This is a genomic window from Streptomyces sp. NPDC087787, assembly GCF_044743035.1.
Taxonomy (GTDB): domain Bacteria; phylum Actinomycetota; class Actinomycetes; order Streptomycetales; family Streptomycetaceae; genus Streptomyces.
Genome location: NZ_JBIUVQ010000029.1, coordinates 1 through 17,437 on the forward strand (window position 1 = coordinate 1; position 17,437 = coordinate 17,437).

The 17,437-nt window shown below is 69.2% G+C and carries 24 protein-coding genes and 1 pseudogene; 4 read left to right on the forward strand and 21 right to left on the reverse strand.

Going from position 1 to position 17,437, the window contains the following annotated elements:
- The first annotated feature begins 171 nt into the window (after positions 1-171).
- From ACIOWN_RS31780 to ACIOWN_RS31795, 4 genes are all read left to right on the forward strand, one after another.
- Entirely contained in the window at positions 172-1,860 is a 1,689-nt protein-coding gene (locus ACIOWN_RS31780) for an RHS repeat-associated core domain-containing protein (protein ID WP_362356514.1), read from the forward strand.
- 37 nt (positions 1,861-1,897) lie between these two features.
- A complete protein-coding gene (locus ACIOWN_RS31785) occupies positions 1,898-2,332 on the forward strand; it encodes a hypothetical protein (RefSeq protein WP_362356512.1) in 435 nt (144 codons plus the stop codon).
- Positions 2,333-2,366: 34 nt separating this feature from the next.
- Positions 2,367-2,795, forward strand: coding sequence for a hypothetical protein (locus ACIOWN_RS31790; RefSeq protein ID WP_362356510.1), 429 nt, complete (start codon positions 2,367-2,369; stop codon positions 2,793-2,795).
- A 268-nt stretch (positions 2,796-3,063) separates the two neighbouring features.
- Complete coding sequence (locus ACIOWN_RS31795; RefSeq protein WP_362356508.1) at positions 3,064-3,966, forward strand: Dyp-type peroxidase; 903 nt, start codon at positions 3,064-3,066, stop codon at positions 3,964-3,966.
- Between the two features lie 35 nt (positions 3,967-4,001).
- Here ACIOWN_RS31795 and ACIOWN_RS31800 read toward each other — a convergent pair whose 3' ends face one another.
- The 21 genes and pseudogenes from ACIOWN_RS31800 to ACIOWN_RS31900 form a co-directional block, all read right to left on the reverse strand.
- Positions 4,002-4,412, reverse strand: a complete 411-nt coding sequence (locus ACIOWN_RS31800) for a hypothetical protein (RefSeq protein WP_401984131.1) — start codon at positions 4,410-4,412, stop codon at positions 4,002-4,004.
- Between the two features lie 9 nt (positions 4,413-4,421).
- Positions 4,422-4,592, reverse strand: coding sequence for a hypothetical protein (locus ACIOWN_RS31805; protein WP_362356506.1), 171 nt, complete (start codon positions 4,590-4,592; stop codon positions 4,422-4,424).
- Between the two features lie 679 nt (positions 4,593-5,271).
- Positions 5,272-6,408 carry a ParB/RepB/Spo0J family partition protein gene (locus ACIOWN_RS31810; RefSeq protein WP_362356504.1) on the reverse strand — a complete coding sequence of 379 codons (1,137 nt, stop codon included), beginning with the start codon at positions 6,406-6,408 and terminating at the stop codon, positions 5,272-5,274.
- On the reverse strand, positions 6,405-7,670 hold the full coding sequence (locus ACIOWN_RS31815; protein ID WP_362356502.1) for a ParA family protein: 1,266 nt from the start codon (positions 7,668-7,670) through the stop codon (positions 6,405-6,407). Before ACIOWN_RS31815 ends, ACIOWN_RS31810 begins: the two co-directional genes overlap by 4 nt.
- A 757-nt stretch (positions 7,671-8,427) precedes the next feature.
- A complete protein-coding gene (locus ACIOWN_RS31820; protein WP_362356500.1) occupies positions 8,428-8,718 on the reverse strand; it encodes a hypothetical protein in 291 nt (96 codons plus the stop codon).
- Positions 8,715-9,494 (reverse strand): HIT domain-containing protein, encoded by a 780-nt coding sequence (locus ACIOWN_RS31825; protein WP_362356498.1) that lies wholly within the window; start codon positions 9,492-9,494, stop codon positions 8,715-8,717. The genes ACIOWN_RS31820 and ACIOWN_RS31825 overlap by 4 nt, the downstream gene beginning before the upstream one ends.
- 83 nt (positions 9,495-9,577) lie before the next feature.
- Complete coding sequence (locus ACIOWN_RS31830; RefSeq protein WP_362356496.1) at positions 9,578-9,760, reverse strand: hypothetical protein; 183 nt, start codon at positions 9,758-9,760, stop codon at positions 9,578-9,580.
- Positions 9,757-10,239: a hypothetical protein gene (locus ACIOWN_RS31835; RefSeq protein ID WP_362356494.1), complete on the reverse strand. Its 483-nt coding sequence runs from the start codon at positions 10,237-10,239 to the stop codon at positions 9,757-9,759. The genes ACIOWN_RS31830 and ACIOWN_RS31835 overlap by 4 nt, the downstream gene beginning before the upstream one ends.
- Positions 10,239-10,445 carry a hypothetical protein gene (locus tag ACIOWN_RS31840; protein WP_362356492.1) on the reverse strand — a complete coding sequence of 69 codons (207 nt, stop codon included), beginning with the start codon at positions 10,443-10,445 and terminating at the stop codon, positions 10,239-10,241. Before ACIOWN_RS31840 ends, ACIOWN_RS31835 begins: the two co-directional genes overlap by 1 nt.
- Positions 10,442-10,615 (reverse strand): hypothetical protein, encoded by a 174-nt coding sequence (locus tag ACIOWN_RS31845; RefSeq protein ID WP_362356490.1) that lies wholly within the window; start codon positions 10,613-10,615, stop codon positions 10,442-10,444. The genes ACIOWN_RS31840 and ACIOWN_RS31845 overlap by 4 nt, the downstream gene beginning before the upstream one ends.
- Before the next feature lie 145 nt (positions 10,616-10,760).
- On the reverse strand, positions 10,761-11,201 hold the full coding sequence (locus ACIOWN_RS31850) for a hypothetical protein (RefSeq protein ID WP_362356488.1): 441 nt from the start codon (positions 11,199-11,201) through the stop codon (positions 10,761-10,763).
- Positions 11,198-11,875, reverse strand: a complete 678-nt coding sequence (locus ACIOWN_RS31855; RefSeq protein WP_362356486.1) for a GGDEF domain-containing protein — start codon at positions 11,873-11,875, stop codon at positions 11,198-11,200. The genes ACIOWN_RS31850 and ACIOWN_RS31855 overlap by 4 nt, the downstream gene beginning before the upstream one ends.
- Before the next feature lie 90 nt (positions 11,876-11,965).
- Positions 11,966-12,268, reverse strand: coding sequence for a hypothetical protein (locus ACIOWN_RS31860; RefSeq protein WP_362356484.1), 303 nt, complete (start codon positions 12,266-12,268; stop codon positions 11,966-11,968).
- Between the two features lie 98 nt (positions 12,269-12,366).
- On the reverse strand, positions 12,367-13,326 hold the full coding sequence (locus tag ACIOWN_RS31865) for an ATP-binding protein (protein ID WP_362356482.1): 960 nt from the start codon (positions 13,324-13,326) through the stop codon (positions 12,367-12,369).
- The gene (locus tag ACIOWN_RS31870; RefSeq protein ID WP_362356480.1) at positions 13,323-13,664 is read right to left on the reverse strand and encodes a hypothetical protein; all 342 of its coding nucleotides are present in this window, start codon (positions 13,662-13,664) and stop codon (positions 13,323-13,325) included. The genes ACIOWN_RS31865 and ACIOWN_RS31870 overlap by 4 nt, the downstream gene beginning before the upstream one ends.
- Positions 13,665-13,675: 11 nt before the next feature.
- Positions 13,676-14,140 carry a Pycsar system effector family protein gene (locus ACIOWN_RS31875; RefSeq protein WP_362356478.1) on the reverse strand — a complete coding sequence of 155 codons (465 nt, stop codon included), beginning with the start codon at positions 14,138-14,140 and terminating at the stop codon, positions 13,676-13,678.
- Positions 14,141-14,253: 113 nt separating this feature from the next.
- Complete coding sequence (locus ACIOWN_RS31880) at positions 14,254-14,718, reverse strand: hypothetical protein (protein ID WP_362356476.1); 465 nt, start codon at positions 14,716-14,718, stop codon at positions 14,254-14,256.
- A 27-nt stretch (positions 14,719-14,745) separates the two neighbouring features.
- The gene (locus ACIOWN_RS31885) at positions 14,746-15,591 is read right to left on the reverse strand and encodes a hypothetical protein (protein ID WP_362356544.1); all 846 of its coding nucleotides are present in this window, start codon (positions 15,589-15,591) and stop codon (positions 14,746-14,748) included.
- Positions 15,592-15,777: 186 nt separating this feature from the next.
- A pseudogene (locus tag ACIOWN_RS31890) lies at positions 15,778-16,068 on the reverse strand (RRQRL motif-containing zinc-binding protein); the annotation flags it as partial.
- 258 nt (positions 16,069-16,326) lie between these two features.
- A complete protein-coding gene (locus ACIOWN_RS31895; RefSeq protein ID WP_362356474.1) occupies positions 16,327-16,581 on the reverse strand; it encodes a hypothetical protein in 255 nt (84 codons plus the stop codon).
- A gap of 46 nt (positions 16,582-16,627) precedes the next feature.
- Positions 16,628-17,419 (reverse strand): hypothetical protein, encoded by a 792-nt coding sequence (locus tag ACIOWN_RS31900; protein ID WP_362356472.1) that lies wholly within the window; start codon positions 17,417-17,419, stop codon positions 16,628-16,630.
- Positions 17,420-17,437 lie beyond the last annotated feature (18 nt).

The window sequence follows — 17,437 nt, forward strand, 5'->3', positions numbered from 1 at the left end:
CCTGAACGCCTTCGACATCACCTTCGACGGCCGACTCTCCGCAGCCCGTCAGTAACCCCAACCACCCTGGTTACACCGCTCGTTTGACAGACCCCCAAGGCGATCGGGGACCTGACCTACACCCGGGACGAGCGAGCCCTGCAGACCGGACTGACCGGCTCGCTGGCAAAGGTGGCCCTGCCCGCCGCCGAAAACGGGACACGGTTCGGCAAGGACAACCGCATCACCAGCTACGACGGCCGCACTTTCACCTACAACCCGGACGGCCAGCTCACCGGCGACGGCCTGCGTAGCTACACCTGGAACGCCCGCGGGCAGCTGACCGGCCTGACCAAGGCAGGCACCGCCTCGACGTTCGGCTACAACCCGCTCGGCGGACGCGTCTCGAAGACCATCGGCGGCTCCACCAGCCGATCTCTCGCCGACGGGTCCAACCCGCTGGTGGAGCAGGACGGTTCGGGAGCGACCACGGCCACCGTGGCCACCTCGGGCCTGGACGAGTTCCTCACCCGTACCGAGGGCGGCACGACGCAGGTCTACCTGACCGACGCCCTCGGCAGCGTAATCGGCCTGGCCAACACCGACGGCACCGTTGCGACAACCTACGCCTACGACCCGAACGGCACCCCCACCGCCTCCGGCAGCACCTCGTCGAACCCGTACACCTTCACCGGCCGTGAGAACGACGGCACCGGCCTGCTCTACTACCGCGATCGCTACTACGACCCGCAGACCGGCCGGTTCATCTCCCAGGACCCCTCCGGATTCGCCGGCGGCACCAACCTCTACCAGTACGCCCTGTCCTCCCCCACCACCTACACCGACCCCACCGGCAACAACCCCATGATCGCCGCGTGTGTTGTCGGCGGTCTCATGGACGGCGGCCTGAACTGGCTCACCCAGCGCCTGTCGGGCCGCAAGGTCAACTGGGGCCAGGTCGGCCAGTCCGCCGCCATCGGCTGCCTGTCCGGCATGCTCGGCGAAGGCCTCGGCGCCATGCTTCAGGGAAGGCTCGGCTCCAAACTCGGCAGCTGCGCCCTGCCCAACAGCTTCACCGGCGACACCACCGTCCTGATGGCCGACGGCACCCGCAAGCCCATCAAGGATGTCGAGATCGGCGACACGGTCATCGCCACCGACCCCGAGACTGGGGAAACAGGACCCCGCGAAGTCACCGCACTGATCAAGGGAGACGGCGACAAACAACTCGTCGACATCACCCTCGACACCGACGGACCCACCGGAACCAAGACCGACACGGTCACCGCCACCGACGGCCACCCCTTCTGGGTCCCCCAACTCCACCAATGGGTCAAGGCCGGCAACCTCGCGTCTGGACAGTGGGTGCAGACCAGCGCCGGCACCTGGGTACAGATCACCGCGATTCGACACCGCACCCAGGCCACCTCGGTCTACAACCTCACCGTCGACGACCTGCACACGTACTATGTGCTGGCGGGCACCACACCAGTCTTGGTTCATAACTGTGGCGGCAATGCCGGCGAAGCGATTGTGCACCTTGATCGCAAGGCAGGACATGCATCGATTACGGTGCGGCACGGCGCCGATGTTCTTCACACTGAGCAGGCTGGCGTACCCGGAACACGTGCAGTTGCTCAGAAATACGTTGGAAATCTCTCCAGCTTCAGGCTCGACGTTCGTATTCCTCTCCCGAACGCGAGCCGTGCAAGGTCCTACCAAGATGTGACACTCGGGCAGGATTTGGGTGCCTATGATGAAGCGACCAGGAGCTGCATCACCTACTGCGCGGAGGTACTGAAGCAGGGTGGAGTAGGGGGGATACCCATAGAAGAGGGAAGCTACGAGATTACGAAGTGGCTGCTTCGGCAACACGGATAGCGGCGGCGATGGCTCTCGGCGAACACGGAGGAGATTAATGCCCTTGCCAGATGGCTGGGAGTGGATGGATGAAATTCCATCCGGATGGTCTCCACCTGCAGAATTGCTAGTTCCAACAGGAATGATTCGAGTTGACCTACCGATCAGGATGCTATCGAGTAAGACGCTGGGGAATGACCTCATCGAACTGGTGGGTCAGCTACTGAGCGAGAGTGCTCGCTTCAGCATCTGGTTCGGTTCGGAGGCCAAAAAGAAAATTGCTTCACCGAAGCAGCTAGCGATCTTGTCACTAACAACAAACAAACAACTCCACCATGTTTACGAGGCCTGGGCGTCGTATATCGCCGCATACGAGACATCCGGCGGGAAGGTAGGAGCCTTTGATTCCGAAGAAGATACACTAAGGCGGGCTCTTTCTGATGCGATTAGCAATCTCGCCGCGACTCGGAGAAGTTTCGAGAGTAGCGACTAGGCTGCTGGCGAGCTTTCCAAGATGAGAGGCACGAATGGTTCCATCGGCGAAGGTCTTCTTCGAAGAGGTGCAGGCAGCCTACGCGGAAACGGCAAGCTCCCTGAGGCTGACTGGCCCGGCTGAAAATGAGCAGCGCATGCCGGTCTCTGCGTATCGAGGTGGTGGTATTGAGTACCAAATCGGGCTCGATTTCACGGATGGCGCTGTAGGGTGCAGCGCCAGCACTGAAACGGAATCCATGGCATTCACTGCATCCATCGAAGACCTAGCTCTTGCTGCCGGGGTCGTGGAGCTGCGGGGAAGGGTCTCCTACAGCGCCCGCAATCTGAAACAGCTAAAAAAGTCCCTGCTGGAGCAAGCCGATTATGTCCGGCTCGTACATCCGTTCCTTGCTGGTCCAGCAGCAGAGGGCCTGATGCGGCGGGCTGATGCCCGTCAGTGGAGCAAGGGCGCGGAACGGTGATGCCCCAGCGGGCCCGATTCGATCAGCGACTTGGTAATCGGCTGCGTGCCCTGCTCATCTGGCACGAATGCGGTGTTCCAGGCTTGTTCGGTGAGGTCGCACAGTGGAAATGACAGGCAGGCGAAACGTCCTGCGCGCCTCGTTCGCCGTTGCCGGTGTCGCCACGGGTGGGCTTGCCGCTGTCGCTGCCCTGGGCGGTGACACTTCCTACCAGAACCCGGCACCCGCCCATCTGCGCGGCTCAGCCCCGTTGCCGTACACGCGGGTGATGGCCCTTGACCTCGTTGCGGGTGAAGACCGCCACGATAGGTCGCTCCGTGCTGCATACCGTGCTGTCGAGGCGATAGACGGTGAAAAGGTCGCCGCCTGGCTGGCTCTGGGTGACAGCGCACTGCCTCCGCGGGCAGCCAGGCCACGCCACCTCAAGCAAATGCCATCGTTTACTGGCGACGTGTTGGATCCGTCCCAGTCGCACGGGGATCTCCTGCTTCAGATCACCGGGACCTCAACCCGTATCGTGCGGGAGACCGCGCAGCGGACGCTGCGGGCATTGCCTCAGTGGCAAGTGCGCTGGCGCATGGAGGGTACGCGCCCCGAGAATCGCACAGAGGAGGGCAGAGGGCTGGCCCGTAACCCGTTCCACTTCACCGAGGGATACGGCAATCCCACTACTTCTGCCAGAGTCACCGAACGCGCGGTCATCACGGCCGATCAGAGTGAGCCAGCCTGGGCGGTGGGAGGCAGCTACCAGGTGATACGCATCATCCGGCTGGCAACCGACTTCTGGGACCGCGACACGGTCCACGAGCAAGAACGCATCATGGGGCGTCGCAGAAACGGCCGGTGGTTGGACGGCACCCCCAGCAGCGAGCAGCCCGTATTTGCCGCCGATCCGCACGGCAAGACCACACCACTCGATGCCCATGTCCGCAGAGCCGCCCCGGACCGGCGCCATCCCCCGCCCCTGGTTCGACGCGGTTACAACTACCACCGCGGCGCCGACGACCAGGGCCTGATCTTCTCTTGTTTCCAACGTGATCTGGAGAAAGGCTTCGAGACTGTGCAGCACCGGCTGCAGGGCGAGGCCATGGCCAAATACACCCTCACCGTCGGGGGCGGATATTTCTTCGTCCCGCCGTCCGGCGACGCATGGCTCGACGCCCTTGCGTGACAGCCAACCAGTGCTGTTGCGTGGGAAGCCGTCTCTCAACCGGTCTTGAAACGTGCAAGTCGAGGGGGCTTTGTGGTTGGGTGATCTTCCGGCGGGACGCGACTGACCGACGGTGCGCGCCGGGCCAGACGCAGCCAGGTGGTGGAGTGCCGCACCCGGGACAGGGCGCGCGCGTCGCGGCGCGCGGCCGCGTTGCCGATGCGGTTCTGCCGGGACCGGGGCCAGCGGGACTGCCCGGCGACGAAGCGGCAGCGACCGGCGTCCTGGAGCCGCCTGCGCTGCTTGCGCAGCTCCCGCTTCTTGTCCCGGTCGTTCTTCGGTGTCCGGGGCCGCTTCCAGATCGGCTCCCATGGCGGAGGCTCGTCGAGCACGGCGGACCGCTCCGGGGCGGCTGCGCGTGCGCGGGCGTGGGCGTCCTCGAGGCTGGGTTCTTCCGGTGTGCTCACGCAACCCTCCTATGGTCCGGTCCGGCGCTGGCTGGGCGCCGGCTGATGGGTGTGCGGCGGCGGGGACGTCGCCGGAGCGGGCTGTGCTCGGGGGCCGTGGGCGACGGCGCGGTCCCGGATGCCGTCCTGGAGCTTGGCGGCCATCTTGGCGGCGGCGAACGTGCGGCGGGTCTGCTCCACCGTGGCGACGTCGGTCGTCTGCCCCTGGCTGCGGCTCGCCTTCCGGTCCCGTACGGGACGGCCGCGGGAAGGGCGGCGGGCGCGGCGACGGTGTGCGGCCGGGTCCGGGAGTCCAGGCGGTCCGAGCGTCGTACCGCGCGGACCCGGGCGGTCAGCGCACCGGCGGCAAGGCGGCCCGCTCATACGGGGACTTCGTGCGGGTGCGGGTCAGCGGGCACAGCACGGCCTGGTAGGGCACATCCCGTACGACACGCTGCCGGAAGCTGCGGCCGACTACCGGCGCTACCGCTTCACCGCAGTGTTCCAAGAGCGATCCGGACGTGGTTCCTGCCTCTGTATTCCTGGCACGCCAAGAGCAACATCGCCGCCAGCAGGCTGCCGAACCTGCTCAGACACTTCCACCGCGCCCGGCCCGCCGCCCCGGTGCCGCTGATGACCCGATCGTGCACGGCCTGGGCAATGCGATCCGAGCGGGCGGAACCGACTGGCTCACCAAGCGGGATGAGTTGGCCGCAGTCCTGGCAGCGACAAGCCCCAAAAGGGCGGCCGCACGCAGCTCGCGTCCCTCGTCGGTACCCCGGCCGGTAGCAGGCACATGCTGTGGTGTGAGCAGCAGGGGCCTGGTCTCCCAAGTTCGGGAGGCCAGGCCCCTGAAGGATGCGAGAGGGCGGTGTCCGATTCAGTCGACGCGGGCGGCGGCTTCCTCGGCAAAGGCTTGTGCCAGTTCGCCGAGCCGGGCCGGATCCCGCTCCAGCGCCTTCCTGCTCAGAAACTTCAACAGGTCGAAGAAGTCGTCATCGCTCTTCACGTTCCGGTCCAAAAGCATCGCCAGGCTGCCGGGCTCGTTGTACGGCACCTTGCGGACTGGCCGTTCCTCGCCTGCGGCATCGTCATCCTTGCGCGGAGGCGCCGTGTCAGACCGCGGCTCCGGTACCGACTGCTGGAGTGCTCGATCGCCAGCGGACTCTTCTGCCGGGGCACTGGAGGACGACTCGCTCGTCGCGCCGTCTCCTATTACGCCGTAATAGCCGTCCGGCTTCCCGACATCCTGTACGACAGACCCGGCGCCCTTTCCAGGCTTCTTCCGGTTGCGTTCCTGCTTCTCGGCCTCCTTGCGGACCCGCTCTTCCTTGAGTTCTTTGAGTGCCGTCGCCTGCTGCTCAGCTGGCTTGTTGCCCACAGCGCGCAGCAGGTCAATGGGCTCTTCGCCGATGCGGGCCTGGAGTTCGGGCGAGAGGTTCAGCAGGGCCAGTCGTTGCGACACCCAGCCTTGAGAGCGGTGAAGCCGCTTGGCCAGGGCCCTCTGGCTGCCGTGGATGGCCAGTAGCCGTTGCAGGGCTCGCGCTTCGTCAAGTTCTTCCAGGTCTTGGCGGTGGATGTTGGCGACGAGAGCGGATTCGAGTAGTTCTTCGGATGTGGATCCCTGGTCGTCGCTGACCATGACGGCAATGGTGTCCAGGTCGACATCACGCGCTGCGGCGAGTCGGCTGCTGCCATCGATGACGACGTACGTTGTATCCGGTTCGAGGTCGGCTTCGCGTTCAGGATTGGCTTTGATGTAGGCGTCACGGTTCATGACCGTGATCGCTTGCTTCTGACCGTGAGTCTTCAGGCTGCCAGCCAAGTCGGTGAGGTCTCCGAGGCTGGAGCGGGGATTGTCTGGGTTGAGACTGATACGGCTCGGTGAAAGCTTCGTTGGCGGGGCCATGCCTTCGGTTGGGACTCCGGTGGCAGCGGCGACGGCCTGGCGGCGCGAGCTGACAGGCCGCACTGCTCCGCCGAAACGGCCGGCGCCCAGCTGATCGGCCTTGCTCACAGCACCTCCCGGGCAAGTGCACGCATTCCGATCGCCTGCTGTGATTTAGGCGCATAGGACAGCAGGGGCTGCTTCACTCGGACCGCTTCCTTCTGTTCCTTGAGGTCTCCGATAAGGCCGACGACCCTCGGATCCTTTATGTCGACCCACCCCTGCAGGGAGGAGGTGGCGATGTAACCGCGGCGCGAGTCGTAGAGGTTGACCACGATGCCGAGGTAGTCGATGTCGAGTTGGAGGTCGCTGCGCAGGTCGCCGATCTGCGTGGTGAGCAGTTCGTAGGCGTCTGCGGAGCTGTCTTCGGCCTGAACCACGATCAGTGCGCCGGACTGGCCGGGCTTTTCACTCTCACGGCGCCGACCGTAGTACGCAGCAGCGTCCATGCTGAGGCCGAGGCTGGGAGGGCAGTCGACGATGATTACGTCGTAATCATCTTCGAGCGGCGCAAGAGCCCTCTCCAGCGCGGCCTCCCGGGCACGCACCGCGGACAGGCGGACGTCGAGCAGAAAAGCGTCGTTGCAGGCGGGCAGGAGGTGGAGTCTTCCGCCGAAGGCGTCGTCGTCGATGGAGACGACGAGGTCACGGAGTTCTCCCTTGGGGTCGCCCGCCATGTGGTTGGTGAGGCTGTCGCCGTTGAGCGGCAGGGGAGTGGCGCCGAGCTGGTTGGTGAGGTGGCACTGGGGGTCGAAGTCCACGAGCAGCACGTGCAGGCCTGGCCCCGGAAGGTTCTCGATGTCGAGGGGGTTTTCTTCTGGATCGGCATCGTCGGCGTGTGTCTCACTCGCCTTGAGAGCCTTGGTGAGTGCCTTGGCGACCCGGACGGGGTGCAGGGTATTGGGGTTCTCGGCGAGTGCCTCTCCGAGGCCGGCGGTGATGGCGGTCTTGCCTACGCCGCCTTTCTGGTTGCAGACAATGATGCGGCGAGTGATCTCAGGGCGGGCGACGTGCGGAGCGGGGTTGGCGTCGAGCCACAGTTGGATGGACTGGGCAAGGCCCTGGATGAGCGAGACCCGTCGGTCGGCGGCAGTTTGCCTGAACTCCTCCCACTGACCGGGAGGCAGGAAGGTGGAGAAGGAGTCGGCACCGGAAGTGTCGATGGTTGCCGTGGCGGAGGCCAGGTTGCACCAGTCCCTGATGCCCTGTTCGACGGCGCTCTGGATCTCGATGCCGTGCTGTGCGGCCCTGACTTTGAGGTTCTGCCGGAGCCATCCCGGCAGCTTGGAGACGACCTTCTCGCGGTCGCTGGAAGTGGCTGGCGAACTCATGGGGGACACCATACTAACGTCCTTGATCTTTTGGAGCATCGACACGTTAGTTAGGAGTGCTTCTTGCTCTGTCAGTCGCCATGCCACGCTTCGCGTGGTGATTACGCCGTAATCACCTCCCTCCCCCGGGCACACATGGATGGCGCGCGGAGCCTCGCGTACGCGTGTCGACCGCCGCCGCAGATGATTACGGCGTAATCACCGCCTCAAGTTCGGAGCGAGACATTGGAAGCACGCTCGGGTGCGCCTCCGAACGGCGGACGCAGTCTCGTCTAACCACGCTTCTTCAACGCGCGACGGCCCAGTTGGACGCCATGCCGAGGCGTTCGCGAGGGCGTGCCTGAACGGACCGACCGGGATGGCGATGTCCTGGGTGTGGCCCGGGGTCCAGGGCTCCGGTGAGCAGAGAGCGGCGAGCATCGCGGAACACGTTGACGGCCGCCTGGTCTTCGGAAGTGAGGGCGCCAAGCCCGTTGCCGCAGCGACGGATCATCGCGCAGCCGCGGTGCGGGTGCTGCCGGACGCCTTGAAGACGCGTGGCAGATGGACGTGAAGGTGCTCGACTTCGACCTCGCGGTCGCGGCTCGACACCTGGGTCCGTGGCCACTCGCCCCCATCGCGGGCGCTGAATGGTGCGGACGTCACGGGATTACATGGTGCCGTCGTCGCCCTCGCTGGTCTCGATCTCTTACAGGGCCGGGGCGGTCACGCGCTCACCCCCGCGACGGCGGCGGCCAGGAGCACCACGGCGTCGGCCTCATACGGGTCGGCGATGGCGGCCGTGGAGGTAGTCGCCGGCGTGCGGGGTGTCGGGATGGACCAGGGCGGCGGCGATCATGTCGGGGCCGTGGTCGTCGCCGGGCCGGGTGTGCGCGCGTTCCACGAACGGGCCGACGCGCACAGCGATGTCCCGGGCGCTACCGGGCGCCCAGGGCTCAGGGTTGCGCAGGGCGGTGAACATCGCGCGGAACTGGTCGACGACGGCTTGGTCCTCGGGGGAGAGGGCGCCGGGGGCGTGTCCGCAGCGGCGGAAGAAGGGGCGCTTCATCGGGCGGGCTCCTGTTCGCGGGTCGGGTGGGTCCAGGGCAGGGCGAGGCCGTCGCCGGCGGTGCGGGGCACAAGGTGGCCGTGCAGGTGGAACACGGTCTGCGTGGCATCCGGGCCACAGGAGGTGAGGTAGTTCCACTGGCCGCCGATCTGCGCGGCGAGTTCGGCGGCGCGCAGTTGCACGGTGGCGGAGACGACGGGGTCGGTCGTGAAGTCGGCGACGTGGCCGCGGGGCAGGACCAGGAGGTGGCCGTCGGTGCAGCCGCCGCTGCGGGGCACGATCGCGAGGGCGTCGCTCCACTCGTGGACGATCGTGGCCGGGGCGCCGTCGTGGATGATCCGGCAGAACGGGCAGTCGGGGCGCGGGTGCTTGCGGGGGACTGGCGGCCGGTTGATGTGGTGGTGGGTGACCTGCACCTGGGCGCCGGTCTCCTGCATCCGGTTCCCGATGGCGTTGGCGATTGCGGGTGCGCGGTGGCGTCCGTACCAGCAGTTCACCAGGAGTTGGACGGGGCGGCCTTGCGTGGCGGCGCGCAGCGCGGTGAGTTCGTGCACGGCGTCGTTGATGATGCGGGCCGCGCCGGGGGTGTTCAGGACGTAGTCGCGTACGCCCGCGTCCTGTCCGGTCTGGCGGGCGATGATGTCGGCGAGGGCCGGGTCGTCGGGCGGGTTCAGCAGGGCGTTGGTGAGGTTGATGCCGAGGACGGCGGCGCGGTAGCGGGGCGGCGGCGGGTCCTGCCAGCGGGCGCCGAAGGAGTCGATGAACACGTCGGGCACGAGGGCCTCCAGGCTCGAAGGGGTGGAGACGCCGGAGCGCCGCCCGGCCGGAAGGGGCGGGCGGCGCTCGGTGGCGTCGGGTGCTACTTGGTGGTCTCGGTGATGACCAGGAACTGGTCGGTGGCCAGGTCCATCGCGACCCGGCCGTCCGTGGTGCCCTGGGCTCGCTGGGCGGCGGCGTATTCGTCGGCGGGCCAGGAGCCGCGGGGGTGGCCGACGGGGAACCATTCGAGGATGGTGCGCTGCGTGGGGGGGGCGGTCGTCATCGCGGGTCGCCTTCCTCGTAGGCGTCGATCAGGTCGCTGATCGCGTCGGGGTTGGCGGCCTCGCCGACCCACCGGCCGGACACGGTGAAGACCGGGACCTGGTCGCGGTCGGCGTCGAAGACCGCCACGTAGGTGCCCCAGCGCTCCAGCACGAGGTCGTAGAGCACGGGGGCCGGGGCGGCCTTGAGGACCTCCAGGGCGTCGACGGTGAAGCGGGCCGGGGCCGTGGGGTCGTCGGGCTGGACGACGATGCCGGTGACGCGCAGCAGGTCGCCGGGCTGGATCTCGCGCAGGAGCACGTCGGCGATGCGCGGGTCGGCGGTGGTGCAGGCGTAGACAGTGTCGGGGGCATCGGGCGCGATGGTGTCCGCGTCGACGGGGGAGAGGATCAGGTCGAACGTCGCGGTGCCCCAGCCGGCGCCGGGGGCCGGAATCGCGTCGACGTAGCCGTCTATGGCGAGGTGCGTCTGGGGGTGCATCAGCTGGCCTCCGCCAGGGGCTTGGTGGAGCGAGGGGAGCGGGGTCGGGTCGGGCGCTTCTGCGCGAGGACCAGCAGCTCGCGGTTGCGCCGCTGTTCTGCAGGGGTGAGCGGCCGGGCCTTCGCACCAGCGCGATACCACAGCGGCGAGGCCGGCGGCTCCGGGTAGGCGAGGGCGTGGTCGACGTCGCGGTCGGTGCTGCTCATGGGTTCCTCCAGGTGGAGGTCAGTGCGTGGTCGCCTTGGCCCTTGGACTTGGATTTGGGCTTCGGCGCGAGGTCGGAGGCGAACCGCCCGAGGCGGGCCTCAACGGGGTTGGCGGTGATCCAGTCCTCCGCGCATGCCTTGTGCACGGGCTCGCCGGAGTGGGAGCGCATGGGCGTGGGCTGGCCGCACAGCGTGCAGGGGAGGTCCGGCCAGCGGTCAAAGTGCTGGCCCGTCGCGCCAGACGAGAAGCTCGCCGGGAGCCGGGATCAGGCCCGGCTCGAACGGCGGCTTCTCCTTCGTGCGTCCCCCTGCGGGTCACGGCCGGAAGGCGGGCAGCTGCTGGAACACGCGCCCCAGCAGGTCCGACGTCGGCTTCCACGGCACGACCTGCCCGCGCGCGGGGACGGGCAGGGGGAGCTCCTGGACGTCGTCGAGCACCAGGTGCCAGGCGCCCGGGTGCCCCCACGGCGAGCAGAGCGGCGCACCCTCGGGGTCCTGGTGGCAGTCGGTGATCCGGGCGACGCCGACCACGGCGCCGGTGACCAGCTGGCGGTCGCGGATCGTGCGGCCGATCAGTGGAATCCGCAGGGCGGGCCGGTCGACGGTCTTGCTCGTGTGCAGCAGCACCCAGCCGGTCCGCCACCGGCCGGGCCGGTTCTCCACCGTCTTGGCCCCGGCGAGGATGCAGGCCGCGTACGGCTGCCGGATGCTGATGCCCCGGATCCAGTCGCCCTCGGGCAGGGTCGCGGTGCTCATGCGGCCCGCCCCCACACGGCCGTGCCCGGCCTGCCCGCCCGGCGCCCGTTGATGGACGGGACCGTGGTGTGCGTGGAAGTGGCGAGTACCGCGCGGCCGGAGTGCTTGCCGTCGTACAGCGCGCTGTCGGCGGCCCTCTGCAGGCCGGTCAGGTCGCGGGTGCCGAGGATGTCGGGGGCTGCGGCGCCGACCGAGGCGGCGACGTCGATGGTGCGGCCGTCGTCCAGGGTGACCGGGGTGTGCAGCATGCGGACCAGCTGCGCGAGGCGCTGCTCGCGACGGTCGGCGGGCAGCTCCAGGACGACCGCGAACTCATCGCCTCCGAGGCGGCCGGCGGCGGCGCGCGGGCCCGCCCAGGCGGTGAGCCGGGCGCCGAACGCGGCGAGTACGGCGTCCCCGCCCGGGTGTCCGGCCGTGTCGTTGATCTGCTTGAAGTGGTCGGCGTCGACCATGACCACGGTCGTGCTGTCGCCGTGCCGGGCGAGGATGCGGCGGGCGCGGGCGGTGTAGGCGTCGCGGCGCAGCAGCCCGGTCAGCGGGTCCTTGTCCTTGGCGGCACTCTGCTTGAGCAGCACGGTCGCGTGGATGGCCCAGCCGGTCAGCGGGACGGCTGCGGCGGTGATCAGGAGGGTGCGCGGGCCGAACCGGCCCGTCGTGTGCAGGACGGAGTCCATACTGAGGATCTCCCTCTCGTCTCGTACGGGTTGGGGGCCCGGGGCGGCCGACGTGGTTACCAGGCCGATGGCGGCCGTCCCGGGGCAGAGCTACAGCTCGAAGGTCTTGGAGTTGAGCCAGCTGTACGGGCTCCTCCAGGGGCCGGCCTTCGCGGCGGGCCAGTCGAGCTCCCAGCCAGGCCGGTATCCGCAGGCGCCCCAGCCGTCCGGGCGCCCGTGGGGAATCTCGAGTCCGGCCTCCGCCGCGGCGCGTGCCGCGTCGTAGACCTCGTGCGCGGCCTTCACGGCGGCGCTGCGGCTGTCGGCCTGGCCGGTGAAGACGTGCACGCCTTCCAGGCCGGGGGCCTCGGTGCTCCGTATGGGGACGTCGACCTCGAAGTAGGGCAGGGTCATGACGTCCATCTCCTCTCGTGATCGCGGTGGTTGAGGGACCACCGCGACCGCCCCGGCCCCGGCGGTGGGCCGGGGCCGGGGGCAGCACGGAGGGTCCGTCAGCCCCGGATCGCTTCGAGGGCCTGCTCTTCGAGGTCAGCGCGGCCTTCGAGGTCGTCGTCCTGGTCGTCGCCGTTGTTCGGGCCGTGGACGGTGCAGACGATGTCCTCGTCGTCGTCCAGGTCGCCGTTGAGCGCGCGGAACAGGCAGGTGACGCTGTAGGCGGGCACCCACGCGTAGCCGTCGCATTCGTCGTCGTGCGGGCACGGCACCATCACGTCGAAGCCGACGTCGCCCTCGCCGTCCACGTCGGTGCGCAGGGCGAGAGTGAGGTACTGCTGACCGAGGCGGATCTCCGCGACGCGGTCGCCGCCGGCGACGTTCGAGCCAGGCTTCCACTGCCACAGCGGCAGGATCGCCTCGCCGAACATCCGGGCCACGAGGTTCAGGTCACCGAGGCCGTCGCCACCGTCCAGGCCGAGGTCGGCTTGCCGGGCCTGGCTCAGGCGCTCCAGGAACGGCAGCAGCCGGTAGAGGCTGTCGACGAAGACGATCTCGGCGAAGCCCTCCGCCTTGAGGGTCCGGTGCGAGTCGACCATGTCCTTGCGCTGCTTGATGACCGTGGCGTCGGGGACCGTGCGGTTGGCCGGCCGCGGGCCCTGGCGCTCGATGCAGACGCTGCCGGGGGTGGCGACCATGACGGCGATCGGCAGCATGTTGTGCCGCTTGGCGGCGGCGACCAGCGGACGCCTGGCCGCCTCGGTGACGTTGGTGGCGTCGACGATCGTGAACCGGCGGCGGCGCATCCTCGCCTCCAGGAGCAGGTGCAGGGCGGCGACCGCGTCGCCGGTCGCGTCCTGGTCGCCCGCGTCGTCGCTGACGGTCTCGCGCAGCGCGTCCAGGGACAGGACCTGCGAGGCGGGCCAGGTGTGCGCGATCGTGGACTTCCCGGCGCCGGACGGGCCGATGAGGACCACCACGCTGTGCTCGTGCATCTCCGGGTAGATCAGCTCGGTCATGTGGATTCTCCTTGCGGGTGAAGGGCGCGGGCAGCCCAGATGAGGCGCTGCCTGGCGTCGTCGGTGATCAAGGCGGAGGCTTCGTGCAGGGGGCAGGAAGCGTCGCCGTCGCGGTCGGGCTCGATCTGCTCGGCACGGCGCGCGGCGGCGGTGAGCAGCTGCGCCAGGGCCGGGATGAAGCCGCCGGGCGGGTCGGTGTCCTCGATGAGCTCACGCAGGATCGCAGCGAGCTCCTCCTGGTCGACGTCGTCGGCGCTGAGGTCGTCCTCGATCTGCTGGAGGGCCAGGGCGGCGATACCGACCGAAGCGCGGACGCGGTCCAGGCGGGTGCGGGTCACCGGGGCCGTCGTCACAGCGCCAGCCCCGCGGCAGCCAGTGCGAGGAGGGCCAGGGCTGCGAGTGTCAGGTCGACCGCTCGCCGCAGGTGAGTGAACTTCCTCATGGCGAGGGCGGACAGGACCCGGATGCGCGCGGCTCGGGTGTCGCCGTCCATGCAGGCCCGGATCTCGTCGTCGTCCAGGCGCGCCCAGTACGGGAAGGACGCCCGGTCGTCCCCTTTCAGACGGGGCCGGACGACTAGGAGCAACAGTACGGCGGCCGCGCCCAGTGCGAGGACGGCGAGCGAGCCGACGGCCTTGGTCACAGGCGGCAGATTCTTGTCGGCGACGGACGCAAGCCCGGCGAGGGCGGCGCCATTGAAGGCGAGCAGTAAGGACGCCTTGCCGTCCGTGCGTCCGATCTCGCTGGCGACCGAGACGCAGGCCGTGTCTAGGTTCTTATCGATGATGGAGGAAGGGGCCGTGGATGCTGTCATGCGCGGGGTTCTCCTCGTCGTGACGTGAGCGGGGCGGCCCGCGTGGTGATGCGGGCCGCCCTTGGGTGGCTCCGGGACGGCCGGGCCGCACACCAGCTGCCGTCCCGGGCGTCTCAGTGGCCGCTGCTCTCGTGGGCGGCGGCGGTGGAGCGGACGGCGGCGGCGAGCAGCACGGTCACCTCGTGGTCGTGGTCGACGACGTTCTCCAAGCGCTCGATGACCTCGCTCGGCAGGCCGCGGTTGCGGGCCCCGGTCAGGACGCCTTCGAGGTAGAGGACGTCGGCGAGGATCCGGCCGCGGGTGTCCAAGACGCCGGGCTGCACGGCCAGGGCGTCCGTGTTCTTCGCGGTGGCGAGCGCGGCGTGGTCGGCTGCGGCGGTGTACGCGGTCTCGGTCTGCTCGGTGAGCAGCGCGTCGACCTCGGTGGTGGTGCTGTAGGCGCCGCGCCAGGAGAGTCCATCAGGGAGCGGCGGGTGAGGGGCACGGTGGCCTCCAGGGGTGGGCCGGTCGCCTGGTCTCTGCTGACAGGGCGGACACCGCACGGCCCCGCGCAGCCGGAAGGGCTGGCGGGGCGGCACGGAGAGCGCTGGTCAGGTCGCGGGCAGTCAGGCGCGGTAGACGGGCGGGCGGACGTCGGCGCGGAGTTCGCGGATGATCGAGCAGGGGCCCTTGGTGGCGCAGTACGCGTCGTCGGTGTCCGGAAGGGCGTTGCCCGTGGTGCCCCATATGTCGCGGGCGACCGCGTTCACGACGCGCAGCATCTCGCCGTTGTTGGGGCGGCAGGCGCTGTTCTTGTCGCCGACGCCGTGCCGGGCGGCGCTGATGATGTGCTGGCGGGCCTGGCGGGCGGCCCAGCGGCGGCGGTCGGGTCCGGTGTTCTCGTGCACGTGCCCGCCGTCGTTGAACGTGTCCGTGTGGCAGGCGGTGCAGTGGTAGGTGACCATCTGCTCCGGCTTGCCGCCGGGGAGCCACGTGCCTTCGAACTCGTAGACGATGACCTCGGCGCCCGGGGTCTCGGTGTGCGCGAAGGCGGTGACGAGGCCGACGCCGTCCGCGATCGCACCGCGCGCCTTCACGTTCCAGAAGACGCGGGGGAGGAAGTCGTCCCAGCCCTTGCCGTGGGGCCACCGTGCGTACATGACGCCCTGTGAGGCGTCGAAGGTCGCCTTGCCGTCGATGTTCTCGCGCTTGTAGTTCTCGATCTGCTCGATCGACCCGAAGTACGTCGCGCTGAACTCCTCGGACTCCAGGAAGATCAGCCCATACCCCTCGGGGCGGGTGTCGTGGCCGTTGTCCTTCAGCATCTCGACCATGTCCTCGTAGCCGGGGTTGCCGGGGGCGATGGTGCCGACGAGGGGCAGCCGGTAGTAGTCGCAGCTCGTGACGTGGGCCGGGTTGGTCTCGCTGACGTTGTGCGCGGTGCCGTACGTGTTCGTGATCGTGATGCTCATGGGCGGTTGTCCTCTCGGGTCAGGCGGCAAGCAAGTGCTTGGCCGGGGGATCGATGTAGGTACCGGGGGTGGGCTCGTAGCCCTTGTTGCAGGGGTCACAGCAGCCCTGGGTGCGCAGCGGTACTGGCAGAAGTAGTAGCGCCGGCGGCAGCACGGGCAGGTCTGCCTCGCGGCCATCGCCCGGTCCAGCGCCTCTTCCTGCGCGAGCGTCGGCGTGCGCTTCGGGCGGGCGAGCTCCACGCTGTAGAGCCAGGCCCGGGTGGGATGGATGCACGACTGGCCGGGTCGGAAGGAACACGCCTTGCAGCGCAGGACGGCGACCGGGTCGTGCCCGCCGGGGCTCAGCCCCTTCTCCCGTAACTGACGCCGGGTGAGCAGCCCAGCTGGGCAAGCGCTGCGGTCGTGCTCCGGCAGGGTTGCGTCAGCGCGGGGCACGCGCTTGATCTCGCGGCGCCGCTTCCGTCGCGTCCGGGCCATCACCTGCTCCAGGAGCCGGAGAGCCGGTGGGGACGCTGCGGGTGGCGGGGGCCGGGGCGCTGCGGGCGGGGCCGGCCGATCCGGCGGCGCGGGCGGGGGATGAGCACGAGTGATCTCCTCCAGTCGTCGAGCGGACAGCGCTGCGCCCCGCCGACGTCGTGCTGGTGTCGGCGGGACGCAGCGTGCGGCCGGGCGGCCTGTCCGGTCCTCGCCCGGCCCCGGGGTGCGGGACGGGCGAGGGCCAGGCAGGGCGTCAGGTCAGCGGGCGGTGCGGAATCGGCGGGCGGCCCACGACCGCAGCCGGTCGAAGCGGGTCGGGTGGGTGTGGCGCCAGGCGGTGGGCCACACGCCGTCCTCGGTGGGGAAGGAGCGGGACGCGCCGCACGTGCACGTCCAGACGTACGGCTCGGTGCGGGTGTCGTCGCGGGTCGCGGTGACCGTGGCCGTGGTGTCGTCGTGGCTCCCGTGGAAGGTGCCGACCCAGAACTCGGTGTCCTCCATCTGCGGCTTCATCAGGTTCCCTTCGTGCGCGGTAGTGGTGTGGACGGGGCGGGGCCGGTCAGCGCTGGAGCGGGTGGACGTTGTCGGGACCGAGGTCGTCGCCCGCCGGGGTCGGGGCGGGGATCGTGGCGTGCAAGTGGAGCGCGGGGTTGAACTGGTACTGCGGCGGGTGGTTGTGGACGACGGGCCGAAGCGTCAGGCCGCGCAGGGCGAACATGCTGGCCAGCGCCCACATGAGGGCGGCGAGCCCGGTGGCGGCGGCGCGGCCTCCGGCCGGGGCGGTGGACCAGATCATGGCGAGGCTGCCGAGGCCGAACAGCAGCCAGGCGATGCGTGCTCCGGCGTTGCCGAAGAACCCGCCGACCAGGCCGACCAGCCCGGTCAGCTGCCAGAACGCGTACAGGGCGGCCGGGGCGACGGCGAGGTGCGCGGCCTGGTCGGCGAGGAACACGCGGACGGGGTGGTCGACCGTTCCCCACAGGCCGCTGCCGTCAGCGGCGCCGGACGCCGGTACGGCGGACAGGCCCTTGAGCGTGGCGGAGGCGATGTCGCCGGCGGCGTCCAGCATCAGCACGATGAGGCTGAGCCCGCCGAACAGCGCGGCGGCCTTGATCCAGTTGGCGACCTCGTGCCAGCTGGCGTGCCGGGCCTGGAAGACCTCCTCCCACCGCTGGTAGAGGAAGCCGCCCTCCTCCCACGACTCCTTCCACGCGGCGCGCAGCCGCGCGAGCCGCCGGGTGCCGGGCTTGCCGTCCAGTTCGGGGGCCGGCGGCACGGGCGGCAACTGGTTGAGCACGTCGAGGAAGGACGGGTTCTCCTGGCCGTTGACCGGCTTGTCGTTGTTGGGCATGGCGTAGCTGCTCCTTCG

Bases quoted from the DNA above. Each gene is read 5' to 3' on its own strand.
- ACIOWN_RS31785 (WP_362356512.1), top strand. From the start codon at position 1,898: ATGCCCTTGCCAGATGGCTGGGAGTGGATGGATGAAATTCCATCCGGA.
- ACIOWN_RS31790 (WP_362356510.1), top strand. From the start codon at position 2,367: ATGGTTCCATCGGCGAAGGTCTTCTTCGAAGAGGTGCAGGCAGCCTAC.
- ACIOWN_RS31795 (WP_362356508.1), top strand. From the start codon at position 3,064: ATGGCCCTTGACCTCGTTGCGGGTGAAGACCGCCACGATAGGTCGCTC.
- ACIOWN_RS31815 (WP_362356502.1), bottom strand. From the start codon at position 7,670: ATGAGTTCGCCAGCCACTTCCAGCGACCGCGAGAAGGTCGTCTCCAAG.
- ACIOWN_RS31820 (WP_362356500.1), bottom strand. From the start codon at position 8,718: ATGAAGCGCCCCTTCTTCCGCCGCTGCGGACACGCCCCCGGCGCCCTC.
- ACIOWN_RS31830 (WP_362356496.1), bottom strand. From the start codon at position 9,760: ATGACGACCGCCCCCCCCACGCAGCGCACCATCCTCGAATGGTTCCCC.
- ACIOWN_RS31835 (WP_362356494.1), bottom strand. From the start codon at position 10,239: ATGCACCCCCAGACGCACCTCGCCATAGACGGCTACGTCGACGCGATT.
- ACIOWN_RS31840 (WP_362356492.1), bottom strand. From the start codon at position 10,445: ATGAGCAGCACCGACCGCGACGTCGACCACGCCCTCGCCTACCCGGAG.
- ACIOWN_RS31845 (WP_362356490.1), bottom strand. From the start codon at position 10,615: ATGCGCTCCCACTCCGGCGAGCCCGTGCACAAGGCATGCGCGGAGGAC.
- ACIOWN_RS31850 (WP_362356488.1), bottom strand. From the start codon at position 11,201: ATGAGCACCGCGACCCTGCCCGAGGGCGACTGGATCCGGGGCATCAGC.
- ACIOWN_RS31855 (WP_362356486.1), bottom strand. From the start codon at position 11,875: ATGGACTCCGTCCTGCACACGACGGGCCGGTTCGGCCCGCGCACCCTC.
- ACIOWN_RS31860 (WP_362356484.1), bottom strand. From the start codon at position 12,268: ATGACCCTGCCCTACTTCGAGGTCGACGTCCCCATACGGAGCACCGAG.
- ACIOWN_RS31865 (WP_362356482.1), bottom strand. From the start codon at position 13,326: ATGACCGAGCTGATCTACCCGGAGATGCACGAGCACAGCGTGGTGGTC.
- ACIOWN_RS31875 (WP_362356478.1), bottom strand. From the start codon at position 14,140: ATGACAGCATCCACGGCCCCTTCCTCCATCATCGATAAGAACCTAGAC.
- ACIOWN_RS31885 (WP_362356544.1), bottom strand. From the start codon at position 15,591: ATGAGCATCACGATCACGAACACGTACGGCACCGCGCACAACGTCAGC.
- ACIOWN_RS31895 (WP_362356474.1), bottom strand. From the start codon at position 16,581: ATGAAGCCGCAGATGGAGGACACCGAGTTCTGGGTCGGCACCTTCCAC.
- ACIOWN_RS31900 (WP_362356472.1), bottom strand. From the start codon at position 17,419: ATGCCCAACAACGACAAGCCGGTCAACGGCCAGGAGAACCCGTCCTTC.